Here is a 13,399-nt window from a genome sequence, read left to right as displayed (position 1 = left end):
GGTGTTGGGGGTGCGCGAGCGGGGCCGGTGCGTGTGGGTGTGGAGGTGCCCTGTGGTTCGCGGCAGTGCCGGAGATTCCTCTGCCGCCTTCGATTCGTTGTTCAGCGAGGTGTTCTCCGGGGCGGACGGGGCCGCGGCGGCGGAGCGCTCGCTGACGTTGGGTTCGCTGCTGGACGAGCAGGCGCACGAGGTGGTGTCGAAGGCGGTTCGCGCCACTGTGGACTGGGGCAGCCGGGAGCTGGACAGCACCCACCTGCTGTGGGCGGTGACGCAGGTCCCGGCGACGGCGGAGCTGCTGGTGTCCTCCGGGGTTCGGGTGGAGGAGCTGGCTGCGGCGGTGCGGTCGGCGGTGCTCGGGCAGCAGCTGCCGCGGGAGGGGCGGCCGGTGCTGTCCTCGGCCGCGCGACGGGCGCTGCTGGGGGCCTACCAGCAGGCGTTGAGCGAGGGTGCTGACGTGGTCGGGGCGCGGCACGTGGTGCTGGGCCTGGCGGCGGACGCGGATTCGGTGGCGGGCCGGGCGTTGGCGCGGGCGATCGAGTTGGGCGACGGGGGCGGGGCTGGGTCGGTGCTGAGCGTGACGCCGCGGTTGGACGAGTTCGGGCTGGACCTGACCGAGCTGGCCCGGGCCGGCCGGCTGGATCCCGTGGTGGGCCGGGACGCCGAGATCGAGCAGGCGATCGAGGTGCTGGGGCGGCGTTCGAAGAACAACCCGGTGTTCGTGGGTGATCCCGGGGTGGGCAAGACGGCGATCGTGGAGGGCTTGGCCCGGCGGATCGTCGAGGGCGCGGTGCCGTGGTCGCTGGCGAACGTGCGGGTGGTGTCGCTGGACCTGGCCGGGATGGTGGCCGGGGCGAAGTACCGGGGTGAGTTCGAGCAGCGGTTCCGCGAGGTGATGGCCGAGATCCGGGCCAACCGCGAGAACGTGCTGGTGTTCATCGACGAGCTGCACAGCATCGTGGGCGCCGGGGCCGGTGAGGGCTCGATGGACGCGGGCACGATGCTCAAGCCGGCGTTGGCGCGCGGCGAGATCCGCCTGATCGGGGCGACGACGGTCGAGGAGTACCGCAAGCACGTGGAGAAGGACCCGGCGCTGGAGCGCCGGTTCGCGCCGATCATGGTGGCCGAGCCGTCGGTGGCGGACACCGTGGTGGTGCTGGAGGGGTTGCGCGAGCGCTTCCAGAAGCACCACCGGGTGCGCATCGACGATTCGGCGCTGGCGGCGGCGGCCGAGCTGTCGCAGCGCTACATCACGGACCGGTTCTTGCCGGACAAGGCGGTGGACCTGCTGGACCAGGCGTGTTCGCGGGTGCGGTTGCGGCGCGGTGGTGAGGTGCGCGAGTCGGCGGTGTTCGAGCCGACGGTGGTGGCCGACGACGTGGCCGACGTGGTGGCGTCGCGGACCGGGATCCCGGTGGCCGACGTCAGTGCCGCGGACGTGGAGCGGCTGCTGGGGTTGGAGGAGCAGCTGCGGTCGCGCGTGGTGGGGCAGGACGCGGCGGTGGCGTCGGTAGCCGAGGCGGTGCGGCGTGCGCGGGCCGGTCTAGCGGACCCGGAGCGGCCGATCGGCAGCTTCCTGTTCCTGGGGCCGACCGGGGTGGGCAAGACGGAGCTGGCGCGAGCGTTGGCGCAGGCGCTGTTCGGGGACGCCCAGCGGTTGGTGCGGTTGGACATGGGGGAGTTCCAGGAGAAGCACACGGTGTCGCGGCTGGTGGGGGCACCGCCGGGCTACGTGGGTTACGGGGAGGCCGGGCAGTTGACCGACCGGGTGCGGCGGCAGCCGTACTCGGTGGTGCTGCTGGACGAGGTGGAGAAGGCCCACCCGGACGTGTTCAACACGCTGCTGCAGGTGCTGGACGCGGGGCGGTTGACCGACGCGCAGGGCCGGCTGGTCGACTTCCGCAACGTCGTGGTGATCATGACCTCGAACATCGGGGCGGAGCGGATCGTGGACGCGGGGGCCGATGCGGGGGAGTCGGCGCTGGTGGTGTTGGAGGAGCTGCGGGCGTTCTTCCGCCCGGAGTTCATCAACCGCATCGACGACGTGGTGGTGTTCCGGCCGTTGCAGGGTGAGCACCTGCGGCGGATCGCGTCGCTGTTGCTGGAGCGGACCGCGCAGCAGCTGGAGGCCAAGGGGATCCGGTTGGTGGTCTCCGACGCGGGGTTGGACTGGTTGGTGGAGCGCGGGTACCAGCCGGAGTTCGGGGCGCGGCCGCTGCGGCGGGTGATCGCGCGGGAGCTGGACAACCGGTTGGCGTCGATGGTGTTGGGGGGAACGGTGTCGGCGGGGGACCAGGTGTCGGTGGACGTGGTGGGCGACGAGTTGTCGTTGGTGGTCTCGCGGGTGTGGGAGCCGGTCTCGGGTGGGCGGCACGCGGCGCCGAGCGAGCCGCTGGAGGTGGTCGGCGAACCGGTGCAGCGGCACAGCGTGTTCGGCTAGGTGGTCACGCGCCGTGGTCGGTGCCCCTGGCGCCTCTGGGGGTTGGGTGTCCTTGAGGGGGGTTGGTGACTGCTGGGGGTGGTGGGTCACGGCGGGCCTGTCACACGAACGTGGTGGACCTTGTTGGGTCGGCCAGTGGCTCTTACGGTGGGAGTTGCGGTTGAGCAGGCACCACGGCGCACCTCTTGCGTAGAGCGGACGAGTTCTGGGCCCGTGGCCGAAGTCGGACCGTCGATGCGCGGAACCAAGGGGAGGTAGCGTGATCGTCTCCAGATCCAGTATGCGTCCGGTCGCGAGGGCCGGCAGCGGCCCTGCGATCGTCGCGCCGCGGGCGCCGGCGGACCCGATGGTCGGGCACCAGTGCCCGGCGGCGTTGCGGTTGGCGGTGGAGTGGCCCGCTCCGGGTGTCGTGGTGGTGCGCATCGGCGGTGAGATCGACCTGGCCACGGTGCCGAGGCTGACGGAGCTGATCCGGCAGCGGTTGACCGCGGCGGCGTTGCGGTCGGTGGTGCTGGACCTGTCCGAGGTGTCGTTCGCCAGCAGTGCTGCGGTCGAGCTGTTGCTGCACGTGCAGCGGCGTGCCGACCACCGCGGTGTGGGGCTGTGGGTGGTCCCGGGCACCGGGGCGGTGCTGCGGTTGTTGTCGGTCGTGGCGCTGCGGGAGCGGTTCGCGTGCCGGGACAACGCCGCGGAGGCGATCGACGAGGCGTGCGGCTGAGCGCCTCGAGGTCAGCGTGCCGGTCGGCGGGTGTGAGGCGGCCCGGGACCGCTCGATAGGCTCGGGGACATGCCGGACACGCAGTACGAAGATCTTCTCCGCCTGGTTCTCGAGACGGGTGCCCGCAAGGACGACCGCACCGGGACGGGAACGCGCTCGATCTTCGGTCACCAGCTGCGCTACCGGCTCTCCGACGGTTTTCCCCTGATCACGACGAAGAAGGTCCACTTCCGCTCGATCGCCTACGAGCTGCTGTGGTTCCTGCGCGGGGACTCCAACGTGACGTGGTTGCAGGACCACGGGGTGACGATCTGGGACGAGTGGGCTGCGCCGGACGGTGACCTGGGGCCGGTCTACGGGGTGCAGTGGCGGTCGTGGCCGACTCCGGACGGCCGGCACATCGACCAGATCAGCGAGGTGCTGCGCACCCTGCGGGAGAACCCGGACTCGCGGCGGATCGTCGTCTCGGCGTGGAACGTCGCCGACCTGCCGCAGATGGCGCTGCCGCCGTGCCACGCGCTGTTCCAGTTCTACGTGGCCGACGGGAAGCTGTCGTGCCAGCTCTACCAGCGCAGCGCGGACCTGTTCCTGGGGGTGCCGTTCAACATCGCCAGCTACGCGCTGCTGACGCACATGATCGCCGAGCAGGTCGGTCTGGACGTCGGGGACTTCATCTGGACCGGCGGGGACTGCCACATCTACGACAACCACGAGCAGCAGGTGCGCACCCAGCTGGCGCGGGAGCCGCGGCCGTTCCCGACGTTGCGGTTGGCTCCGGCGGAGAGCCTGTTCGACTACACCTACGAGCACTTCACGGTCGAGGGCTACGACCCGCACCCCGGTATCAAGGCTCCGGTGGCGGTGTGATCGGGCTGGTCTGGGCGCAGTCGGTCAACGGCGTGATCGGCCGGGACGGGACGATGCCGTGGCACCTGCCGGAGGACCTCAAGCACTTCCGGGAGGTGACGGCGGGCGCCACGGTGCTCATGGGGCGGCGGACGTGGGAGTCGCTGCCGCCGCGGTTCCGGCCGCTGCCGGGACGGCGCAACCTGGTGCTCTCCCGCACCCCGCAGGAGGGGGCGGAGACCTTCGGCGACCTGGGGCGGGCGTTGGCTGCGGCGTCCGGGGACGTGTGGGTGATCGGTGGTGCCGCGGTGTACCGGGCGGCGTTGCCGCTGGCCGAGCGGGTGGTGGTCACCGAGATCCGGGAGGTGTTCGAGGGGGACACCTACGCGCCGGAGGTGGGGCGGGAGCCGGATGAGGTGGGTCCGTGGCGGGAGTCCTCGACCGGGCTGCACTACCGGTTCCTGACCTGGAACGGTCGCTGACCTGACGGGTCCGCCCTCCACGGCGCGGTGCACATGCTCTCCCCCTGGCCGGGTGGGTTCAGCGGCCCTGCCAGCGGCGCGGGGTCTTGTCCAGGAAGGCCCGCACCCCGTGCCGGAAGTCCTCGCTGCCGAACACGGTGCGCACCAGGTCGTCGCCGTCGGGCAGGCCGGCCAGCCGCAGTCGCCGCACCGCTTCCTTGGCCGCCCACATGGTCAGCGGGGCGTGCTGGGCCACTCGCGCGGCCATCTCCGCCACGGTGGCGTCGAGCTGGTCGGGTGGGCAGAGTTCGGTGACGAACCCGGCGGCGTGCGCTTCGCTGGCGTCGAACAGGCGGGCGCGCAGCAGCATGTCCTTGGCGCGGGCCGGGCCGAGGTGGAACACCAGCAGCGAGTAGGTGTTCATGGCCAGGCAGTTGCCCAGCGTGCGGGCCACCGGCACCCCGAAGCGGCCGGTCGTGGTGGACACGCGCAGGTCGCACACGGCCGCCAGCGCCAGGCCAGCGCCCACGCAGTAGCCGGAGATCGCGGCGATGGTGGGCACCTTCACCGATTCGAGCTCGGTGAGGACCTCTTCCATGCGCCGCTCGTAGGCCACGCCGTCCTCGCCGCTGGTGAACTCGGTGAACTGGGTGATGTCGGTGCCGGCCACGAACGCCTCGTCACCGGCGCCGCGCAGCACCAGCACGCGGATGTCGGGGTCAGCGTCGGCGGTGCGGCAGGCGGCCACCAGCCCGTCGTACATCTGCCAGGTCATGGCGTTGCGCTGTGCGGGGCGGTTGAACACCACCTGCAGCACGGCGCCGTCGCGGGTGGTGATCAGCTCATCGGACATGCGTTCCCTCCGGGGTGGTGCGTCGGCGCAGGCGCCGGGTGAGTGCGGGGCCGGCGAGCAGCAGCAGTGCTGCGGCGAGGATGCTCGCTGCGATGGGGTGGGTGGCCAGCAGCCACAGGTTGCCGTCCAGCAGGGCCGAGGACTGCACGAGCGCTTTCTCGAACAGCCCGCCGATGACGATGCCGACCACCAGCGGCGCCATCGGCAGGTCGAAGCGCTTCATGCCGTAGCCGAGGACGCCGAAGACCAGCACCAGCCAGACGCTGAAGAGGTCGTTGTCGATGGCGTAGGCGCCGACGAAGCTGGTGAACAGGATCAGGGGGTAGAGGTAGCCGTAGGGGATGCGCAGCAGTTGGGCGAACACCGGCGCCAGCGGCAGGTTGAGCACCAGCAGGACGACGTTGCCGATGAAGAACGACACCAGCAGGCCCCACACGAGTTCGGGTTGTTCGTCGAACAGCAGCGGGCCGGGTTGGATGCCGTAGATGGTCAGCGCGCCCAGCAGCACGGCGGTGGTGGCGCCGCCGGGGATGCCGAGGGTGAGGGTGGGGATGAAGTTGGCGTTGGCCGCGGCGTTGTTGGCGCTCTCCGGTGCGGCCACGCCTTGGATGGCGCCGTGCCCGAACTGGGCGGCGTTGCGGGAGACGCGGCGTTCCACGCCGTAGGCCAGGAAGGAGGCGAGGGTGGATCCGGCGCCGGGCAGGATGCCCAGGCCGAAGCCGACGGCGCTGCCGCGGGCGATGGCCCCGGCGGAGTCGCGGATGTCGCGGCGGCGGATGACCAGGTCGCGGAAGCGGGCGCGGATGGGGGTGGCGGCGCCGAGGCGGATCTGGTGCAGCACCTCGCCGACGGCGAACAGGCCGATGACCACTTCGACGTAGGGAACGCCGGAGAGCAGTTCGACGCTGCCGAAGGTGTAGCGGGCCTGTCCGGTGCCGAAGTCGATGCCCACGCAGGCCAGCAGCACCCCGGCGCAGGCCATCGCCGCGGCGCGCAGCGTGGAGCCGGTGGTGAGCACGACCATGGTCACCAGCGCCAGCACCATGACCGCGAGGTTCTCCGGCGGCCCGAACTGCAGGGCCACCGACGCCAGGGGTGGTGCCACGGCGGCCAGCAGGACCAGCGAGGCGATCGCGGCGACGAAGGAGCCGATGGCGGCGATGGCCAGGGCCGCGCCGGCGCGTCCCTGGCGGGCCATCTGGTAGCCGTCGAGGGTGGTGACGACGCTGGCGGCCTCGCCGGGGGTGGACAGCAGCACGGAGGTGATCGTGCCGCCGTACTGGGAGCCGTAGTAGATGCCGGCGAGCATGATCAGCGCGGTGACCGGTTCGACGGTCAGCGTCAGCGGGATGAGCACCGCCACGCCGGTGCTGGAGCCCAGTCCGGGCAGCAGCCCGATCACGGTGCCCAGCAGCACCCCGACGAAGCACCACAGCAGGTTCACCGGGGTCAGCGCGGTGGAGGCGCCCAGCAGCAGGTTGTCCAGCACGAGCCACGCACCTCCCTAGAACCCGAACACGCCGGTGGGCAGCGGCACCTGCAGCACCCCGGCGAAGACGGCGTGCATCACCACCGAGGCGGTGGCGGACAGCAGCAGCGCGGGCAGCAGGCGGCGGTGCTCCAGCCAGGTGGAGATCACCAGCACCAGCAGCCCGAAGGCGACCACCATGCCCAGCAGCGGCACGAGCGCGACCGCGACCGGCAGCAGCACGAACACCCGCCGCAGGATCTGCGCCCGCTGCTGCGGGGTGCGTCCGGCGTCGTCGACCCCGGGCTCAGGAGGGGCCGCTGGTGGCGTGCGCAGGTGCTGGCGCAGCAGCGCCAGGGACAACACCGTCAGCAGCCCCCCGGCCACCAGCGGCAGGAACCCCGGGCCGATGCGCGAGCCGGGCAGCAGCACCCCGTAGCCGACGGCGGTGACGGCGAAGCCTGCGCCGATCAGCGCCAGGGCGCTGAACAGCAGCACGTGCGCGCGGTGGTCGCTCATCGCCGCACCACCTCGGCCAGGGCACGTTCGCTGTCGGCGAGGTAGGCGGCGAAGTCCGCGCCGAAGGCCACCCGTGGTTGCAGGAACTCGGAGGTGACGTAGTCGCGGTAGGCGGGGGAGGCGGTGAAGTCGCGGGCGGCGTCGATCCAGTACTGGGTGGCCTGCGGCGAGAGCCCACCGGGGGCGATCACGCCGCGGAACTGGGCGAAGGCCACCGGCACCCCCTGTTCCCGGGAGGTCGGGATGTGCGCCAGCTGCGGGTGGTCGTAGCGCTGGTCGGCGAACACGCACAGCGCCTTGAGGCTGCCGGCGCGCAGCTGGCCGATGACTTCGCTGGGGTTGAGCGAGGCCAGCTCGACCTGCCCGCCCAGCACCGCGGCCATCGTCTCGCCGCCGCCTTCGTAGGGCACGACGTCGACGTCGGCTCCGGCGAGTCGTTCGAGCTGGTCGAACACCACCGCGTCCGGTCCCACCGCCCCGGAGACCCCGGCCAGCACCCGCCGCTGCCGGCTGTGGGTGACCGCGTCGGCGCAGCTGGTGATCGGAGAGTCCGGTCGTGCGACGAGCAGCGTGTGGTCCTCGCCGAGCTTGACGATCGGGGTGAAGTCGCGGTGGGAGAACGCCACGTCCACGCTCAGCGGCAACGCCAGCAGCGAGGTCTCGGTGGCCAGCAGGAAGTTCGGTGACCCGGCCTTGGCCAGCAGGTAGGAGTAGCCGACCGCGCCCTGCCCGCCCTCCCGGTTGACGACGTCGATGCGCAGCTCGGGCCGCACCGACACCAGCCCGTCGGCGGTGGCGCGCCCGGAGATGTCGCTGCCGCCGCCGGCGGCGAAGGGCACCACCATCGTCACCGCCCCCTGCGGGCGCGGCGCACCGGCCTGGTCTTCCCCGGCGCTGCCGAGCGCGCACCCGCCCAGCAGCACCACGGTGCTCACAGCGGCCAGCACCCGGCGGCCGCGGGAGATCGCGCGCATCGCTCCTCCTCGAGCTCGCGTCGCGGAAAGGGGAGAGGGGTGGGGTGCGTCAGTCGCCGGTGGCGATGACCCCGCGGTCGCGCAGTCGCGTCACCTCGTCGGCGTCCAGGCCCGCTTCGGTGAGCACCTCGCGGGTGTGGGCGCCCAGCCCCGGGCCGGCCGAGTCCCGGCGGGGCGGGGTGTCCGACAGCCGCATCGGGGAGCCGATCTGGCGCACGTCACCGAGCTCGGGGTGCGGGGCGTCCCAGAAGAAGTCCCGCTGCAGCAGGTGGTCGCTGGTGAACACCTCGTCGGTGGTGGCGATCGGCGCGCACGGCACCCCAGCGGTGGTGAGCGCGTCGACGATCTCGGCGGTGGTGCGGCGCGTGGTGGCCTCTTCGATGGCGGGGATGAGGCTGTCGCGGTGCTGGTAGCGGTCGTAGGAGGTGCGGTAGCGCTCGTCGTCGAGCAGCTCGGTCAGCTGCAGGGCGTGGCAGAACGCCGGCCACGTCTTGGTGGTGGTGGCCCCGACCGTCACCCACCCGTCCTTGCTGCGCAGCGCCTGGTAGGGGGCGCTGTTCTGGTGCGCCGACCCGTGTGCGCGCCCCACCTCGCCGGTGGCGAAGTAGGTGCCTGCCTCCCACACCGCGAACGACACCCCGGACTCCAGCAGGCTGACGTCGAGGTACTGGCCCTGCCCGGTGTGCTCGCGGGCGCGCAGCGCCGCCACCGCGCCCAGCGCGGCGTACAGGCCGCACACCAGGTCGCACATCGGCACCCCGACCTTGGTGGGGGGCCCGCCGGGGTGGCCGGTGATGCTCATCAGCCCGGCGCGGGCCTGGGCCATGATGTCCAGGCCGGGCTGGTCGGCCAGTGGCCCGTCCTGGCCCCACCCGGAGGCCGAGACGTAGACCAGGCGCGGGTTGCGGGCGCGCACCGCGTCGTGGCCGAAGCCGAGGGCGGCCAGCGCGCCGGGCCGCAGGTTCTCCACCAGCACGTCGGTGTCGTCGAGCAGCCGGTGCAGCAGGTCGCGACCCTCGTCGGTCTTGAGGTCCACCGCCAGCGACCGCTTGTTGCGGTTCAACCGCAGGAACGGGGAGCTGTGGCCGGACAGGAACGGCCCGGTCTGGCGCACCGGGTCGCCACCGGCCGGGTTCTCGACCTTGATGACGTCGGCGCCGAGGTCGGCCAGTTGCATCGTGGCGAACGGCGCGGCCATGAACGCGCCGATCTCCAGCACGCGCACCCCGTGCAGTGGGAGCGGGCCGGTTGCGGGGGTGGTCGTCATGCGCGGCTCCAGGGGGTCCGGAGGGAGGAACCGGGTACCGTGATCGGCATCACCTGAATTTTGTCTACAGCAGTCTGATCGGAGCTGACAAGCTTGGTCGGTGAGGTTGCTCCGGGTGGACCAGCCGCCTGGCGGGAATCGCGAACCCGCCCCGCCGCCCGGCACCGGAAGGAGAGACTGCCGGTCGTGACCGGATCCGTTGAAGACAGCCCGGCGGTGCGCGCGCCCAGCATCGTCGGCCCACCGAGCCTGGTGGAGTTGGCCGCGGCGACCCTGCGCCGCATGATCGTCGGCGGGGAGCTGCTGTGCGGGCAGCGCATCGTGGAGAACCGGCTGACCCGCGAACTGGGCATCAGCCGCCCGCCGTTGCGCGAGGCGCTGCGGGTGCTCGAACGCGAGGGCCTGGTGCGGCAGGTGCCCCGCAAGGGCGTGATCGTCACCCCGCTGACGCTGCACGACATCTACGAGATCTGCACGCTGCGCGCGGAGTTCGAACGGCTGGCCGTGCGGCTGGGTGTGCCGGTGCGGGAGCAGTCACGGCTGCGGCGGTGCCGGCAGGCCCTGCAGCGGATGAGCGAGGCCGCCGACGCCGGGGACCAGCCCGAGTTCCTGGAGTGCTCGTTCGCCTTCCACCTCGCGGTGGTCGGCCTGTCCGGGCACCAGCGGCTGGAGGAGGCCTACCGGTCGCTGCAGCTGCAGCTGATGCTGTCCATGGCGCTCAACCGCAAGGCCCGCCAGGACGGGGAGAGCCTGATCGAGGACGTCGCGCGGCACCGGCGGCTGTTGGAGACCATCGAGGCCGGTGACCCCGAGGCGGTGCTGGCCGAGCTCGCCGTGCACGGGGACCGCACCTTCCTCGACGGCATCGAGACCAAGGTGGACGGACACACCGAGGAAGCGCTGCAGTGGCTGCGGCAGCAACGTCAAGCACAGGAGGACCAGTGAGCGCAGGCCCCACCACCCTGACCGTCGACGGCATCAGCCCGCAGATCCCGCCGGAGGCGTTCGTGGCCCCGGGCGCGGCGCTGATCGGGCGCGTGCGCCTGGGCGCCCGCGCCAGCGTCTGGTACAACGCGGTGCTGCGCGGCGACCAGGAGGACATCAGCGTCGGGGAGGCCAGCAACATCCAGGACGGCTGCGTCGTGCACGCCGACCCCGGTTTCCCCGCGCACATCGCCGCCGGGGTCACCGTCGGCCACAAGGCGGTCCTGCACGGCTGCACCGTGGAGGAGGGCTGCTTGATCGGCATGGGGGCGGTGGTGCTCAACGGTGCGCGCATCGGCGCCGGGTCGCTGGTGGCCGCGGGCGCGGTGGTGCTGGAGGGCACCGAGGTGCCGCCCGGGTCGATGGTCGCAGGCACCCCCGCCAAGGTGCGGCGTGAGCTGACCGCCGACGAGCAGAAGGCGCTGCAGCTGTCCGCCGAGCACTACACCCAGCTGGCGGACAAGCACCGCACCGCACTCGGCTGAGCCCGGTCGCCGGGGGTGTCCGGCGGGTGCCGGGCACCCCCGGCTCCGCCGGGAAATGCGTTCGCCCTGGCGCGGGGTGCGGGTCATGATCTCGCTCGTGCCCACCACCCCGGAGACCGACGAGCGAGCGATCCCGGTGCTGTGGGTGTGCGGCCCACCCGGCGTCGGCAAGACCGCCGTCGCCTGGCAGCTGCACACCCAGCTCACCCAGGCCGGGATCGGCAGCGCCTACGTCGACCTCGACCAGCTCGGCATCTGCTACCCCGAACCCGCCGGCGATGCGGGACGGCACCGGGTGAAGACCGCGAACCTGCGTGCGGTGGTGGCCCACTTCCGGGCGGCCGGGGCGCAGTGCGTGCTCGTCTCCGGCGTCGTCGACACCGCGCGCGGCGTGGCGGCCGAGGACCTCCCGCGGGCGAGGCTGCTGCTGTGCCGGTTGCGGGCCGACCACGCCGAGCTCACCCGCCGGTTCCGGCACCGCCAGGGCGCGGGCGCCGAGGTGCGCGAGGTGCTGCGGGAAGCCGACGCCCTCGACGCCGGCGGCATCGGGGTGTGCGTGGACACCACCGGCCGCACCGTCGAGGAGACCGCCGCCCTGGTCCGGCAGCGCTGCGGGAACTGGCCCGCAGAGGCAGAAGTGCCTGCGGGCAGCGGTGCGGCGCCGCAGCGCGCCAGCCGTGCCGGGGGAGAGGTGCTGTGGCTGTGCGGACCGACCGGGGTCGGCAAGTCGGCCACCGGGTTCGCGGTCTACCTGCGCACCCTGCGGGCCGGGCGCACCGCGGCCTACGTCGACCTCGACCAACTCGCCTTCCACCCCCGCGGCGGTCACCGGCTCACGGCCGCCAACCTCGCCGCGCTGTGGGACACCTACCACGGCGCGGGAGCCCGTCACCTGGTCATCACCGGCCCCGCCGAGAACACCACCGCCATCACCACCTGCACCCAGGCCCTCCCTGCGGCGCGGTTCGCGGTGTGCCGCCTGCACGCCACCGCCGAGCACCTGGCGCACCGGATCACGCTGCGCGGCCGGGGCGAGGGCTGGCCCCAACCCGGCGACCCGCTCCCCGGTCTCGCGGCCGCGCAGCTGCACCGCGTCGCCGAGGACGCCGCCGCGCAGGCCCAGGCGCTGGAGCGCGCCGAGCTCGGGGACGTGCGCGTGGACACCAGCGCCCGCACGGTCGACCAGGTCGTCGACGAGGTCCTCGCCCGCACCGGCTGGCCGGCGACCTGAGGCTGCCCGGACGGGGCACCGCGCATCGAGGAACCGGGTGCGTGTGGCGTCGCCGGGGCATGCTCGGCCGGGCGACCAGGAACATCACCGCAGCCGCACACGCCACCAGGTCACCGTCGTGGAGGCCGGCGCCCGGCTGGGCTTCCGCGGCCAACTGATCGAGATCGACCTCACCGCGGCACTGCCGGCTCCCGCGATCCCCGTGGGGATCACGTCCACGGCGCGCCTGGGCGGTGCGGGTCCACTCAGGAGGGTGCGGTCCCGGCGACGACGGTGGCGTCACGGTCCTCGCAGCGCAGCACGCGGGAGGTCAGTCCCGCGGAGGTGAGCAGGGTGGCGGTGTGCGGTGCCTGGTGGCGGCTGGTCTCGATCAGCACGGTCCCGCCCGGTGCCAGCCACTGCGGTGCGCCGGCGGCCACGCGCCGCTGCAGGGCCAGGCCGTCGGCACCGCCGTCCAGCGCCACCGCGGGTTCGTGCACGCGGGCCTCCGGCGGCATCAGGCCGACCTCGCCGGTGGGCACGTAGGGGGCGTTGGCCACCAGCACCCGCACCCGGCCCCGCAACCCAGCAGGCAGCGCCTGGTACAGGTCACCGCGCACCACCGCGGCGGCACCGGGCAGGTTCTGCGCGGCACAGGCCACGGCGGCGGGGTCGATGTCGGTGGCGTAGAGCTCGGCGGTGGGGCAGCGCTCCAGCACCGCGGCACTCACCGCACCGGTCCCGCAGCACAGCTCCACCACCACCGCGCCCGCTGCGGTCACGGCGATCGCCTGCTCGGCGAGGAACTCGGTGCGTCGCCGCGGCACGAACACCCCGGGGGCCACGGCGATCCGCAGGCCGCAGAACCGCGCCCAGCCCAGCACCTGCTCCAGCGGCTCCCCGCTGACGCGGCGGCGCACCAGCTCGCGCAGCCGCACAGGACCATCCGCGGCCTCCTGCAGCAGCGCGGCCTCGTCCTCGGCGAAGACGCACCCGGCCGCGCGCAACGCGGCGACCACTGCAGAAGACGGACGAATCGCGAGCGCCTCTCGACGGTGCGGCTGGTCAGATGCCCCAGCCGCACCCTAGCAACCCGCGGGTCCTCATCGAGCCGCACCGCGCGGGTGCGGCGAACACGACGCTGGGTCGTGACCGGGGTGGTCACGACCCAGTACTG

At 72.8% G+C, this 13,399-nt stretch carries 13 protein-coding genes; 7 read left to right on the top strand and 6 right to left on the bottom strand.

What is annotated here, in order from left to right:
* Positions 1 to 97: 97 nt before the first annotated feature.
* The 4 genes from HNR68_RS16575 to HNR68_RS16560 all read left to right on the top strand — a co-directional run bounded on the left by HNR68_RS16575 (position 98) and on the right by HNR68_RS16560 (position 4,483).
* Positions 98 to 2,437: an ATP-dependent Clp protease ATP-binding subunit gene (locus HNR68_RS16575; protein WP_218888326.1), complete on the top strand. Its 2,340-nt coding sequence runs from the start codon at positions 98 to 100 to the stop codon at positions 2,435 to 2,437.
* Between the two features lie 346 nt (positions 2,438 to 2,783).
* On the top strand, positions 2,784 to 3,155 hold the full coding sequence (locus HNR68_RS16570) for an STAS domain-containing protein (RefSeq protein WP_246330470.1): 372 nt from the start codon (positions 2,784 to 2,786) through the stop codon (positions 3,153 to 3,155).
* A gap of 69 nt (positions 3,156 to 3,224) precedes the next feature.
* Entirely contained in the window at positions 3,225 to 4,022 is a 798-nt protein-coding gene (locus HNR68_RS16565) for a thymidylate synthase (RefSeq protein WP_179722144.1), read from the top strand.
* Positions 4,019 to 4,483 carry a dihydrofolate reductase gene (locus tag HNR68_RS16560; protein WP_179722141.1) on the top strand — a complete coding sequence of 155 codons (465 nt, stop codon included), beginning with the start codon at positions 4,019 to 4,021 and terminating at the stop codon, positions 4,481 to 4,483. The genes HNR68_RS16565 and HNR68_RS16560 overlap by 4 nt, the downstream gene beginning before the upstream one ends.
* A gap of 58 nt (positions 4,484 to 4,541) precedes the next feature.
* Here the strand turns inward: HNR68_RS16560 and HNR68_RS16555 are convergent, their stop codons facing one another.
* Genes HNR68_RS16555 through HNR68_RS16535 form a run of 5 tightly spaced genes read right to left on the bottom strand, consistent with a single transcriptional unit; the run spans position 4,542 to position 9,543 of the window.
* Positions 4,542 to 5,315, bottom strand: a complete 774-nt coding sequence (locus HNR68_RS16555; protein ID WP_179722138.1) for an enoyl-CoA hydratase/isomerase family protein — start codon at positions 5,313 to 5,315, stop codon at positions 4,542 to 4,544.
* Complete coding sequence (locus tag HNR68_RS16550; RefSeq protein ID WP_179722135.1) at positions 5,305 to 6,804, bottom strand: tripartite tricarboxylate transporter permease; 1,500 nt, start codon at positions 6,802 to 6,804, stop codon at positions 5,305 to 5,307. The genes HNR68_RS16555 and HNR68_RS16550 overlap by 11 nt, the downstream gene beginning before the upstream one ends.
* A gap of 15 nt (positions 6,805 to 6,819) precedes the next feature.
* The gene (locus HNR68_RS16545) at positions 6,820 to 7,302 is read right to left on the bottom strand and encodes a tripartite tricarboxylate transporter TctB family protein (protein WP_246330469.1); all 483 of its coding nucleotides are present in this window, start codon (positions 7,300 to 7,302) and stop codon (positions 6,820 to 6,822) included.
* The gene (locus HNR68_RS16540; protein WP_179722132.1) at positions 7,299 to 8,276 is read right to left on the bottom strand and encodes a tripartite tricarboxylate transporter substrate binding protein; all 978 of its coding nucleotides are present in this window, start codon (positions 8,274 to 8,276) and stop codon (positions 7,299 to 7,301) included. Before HNR68_RS16540 ends, HNR68_RS16545 begins: the two co-directional genes overlap by 4 nt.
* A gap of 49 nt (positions 8,277 to 8,325) precedes the next feature.
* The gene (locus HNR68_RS16535; protein ID WP_179722129.1) at positions 8,326 to 9,543 is read right to left on the bottom strand and encodes a CaiB/BaiF CoA transferase family protein; all 1,218 of its coding nucleotides are present in this window, start codon (positions 9,541 to 9,543) and stop codon (positions 8,326 to 8,328) included.
* A 186-nt stretch (positions 9,544 to 9,729) separates the two neighbouring features.
* On the opposite strand from HNR68_RS16535, the gene HNR68_RS16530 reads away from it, so the two are divergent.
* The 3 genes from HNR68_RS16530 (at position 9,730) to HNR68_RS16520 (ending at position 12,243) form a co-directional block, all read left to right on the top strand.
* The gene (locus HNR68_RS16530) at positions 9,730 to 10,488 is read left to right on the top strand and encodes a GntR family transcriptional regulator (protein WP_343050187.1); all 759 of its coding nucleotides are present in this window, start codon (positions 9,730 to 9,732) and stop codon (positions 10,486 to 10,488) included.
* A complete protein-coding gene (locus HNR68_RS16525) occupies positions 10,485 to 11,012 on the top strand; it encodes a gamma carbonic anhydrase family protein (protein ID WP_179722126.1) in 528 nt (175 codons plus the stop codon). Before HNR68_RS16530 ends, HNR68_RS16525 begins: the two co-directional genes overlap by 4 nt.
* Positions 11,013 to 11,097: 85 nt before the next feature.
* Positions 11,098 to 12,243, top strand: coding sequence for an AAA family ATPase (locus tag HNR68_RS16520; protein ID WP_179722123.1), 1,146 nt, complete (start codon positions 11,098 to 11,100; stop codon positions 12,241 to 12,243).
* Positions 12,244 to 12,488: 245 nt separating this feature from the next.
* On the opposite strand, the gene HNR68_RS16515 is transcribed toward HNR68_RS16520, so the two are convergent.
* Positions 12,489 to 13,241, bottom strand: a complete 753-nt coding sequence (locus HNR68_RS16515; protein WP_179722120.1) for a putative protein N(5)-glutamine methyltransferase — start codon at positions 13,239 to 13,241, stop codon at positions 12,489 to 12,491.
* Positions 13,242 to 13,399: the final 158 nt, after the last annotated feature.

The organism is Saccharopolyspora hordei (genome assembly GCF_013410345.1).
Taxonomy (GTDB): domain Bacteria; phylum Actinomycetota; class Actinomycetes; order Mycobacteriales; family Pseudonocardiaceae; genus Saccharopolyspora; species Saccharopolyspora hordei.
This window is presented reverse-complemented; position numbering and strand designations above follow the sequence as displayed.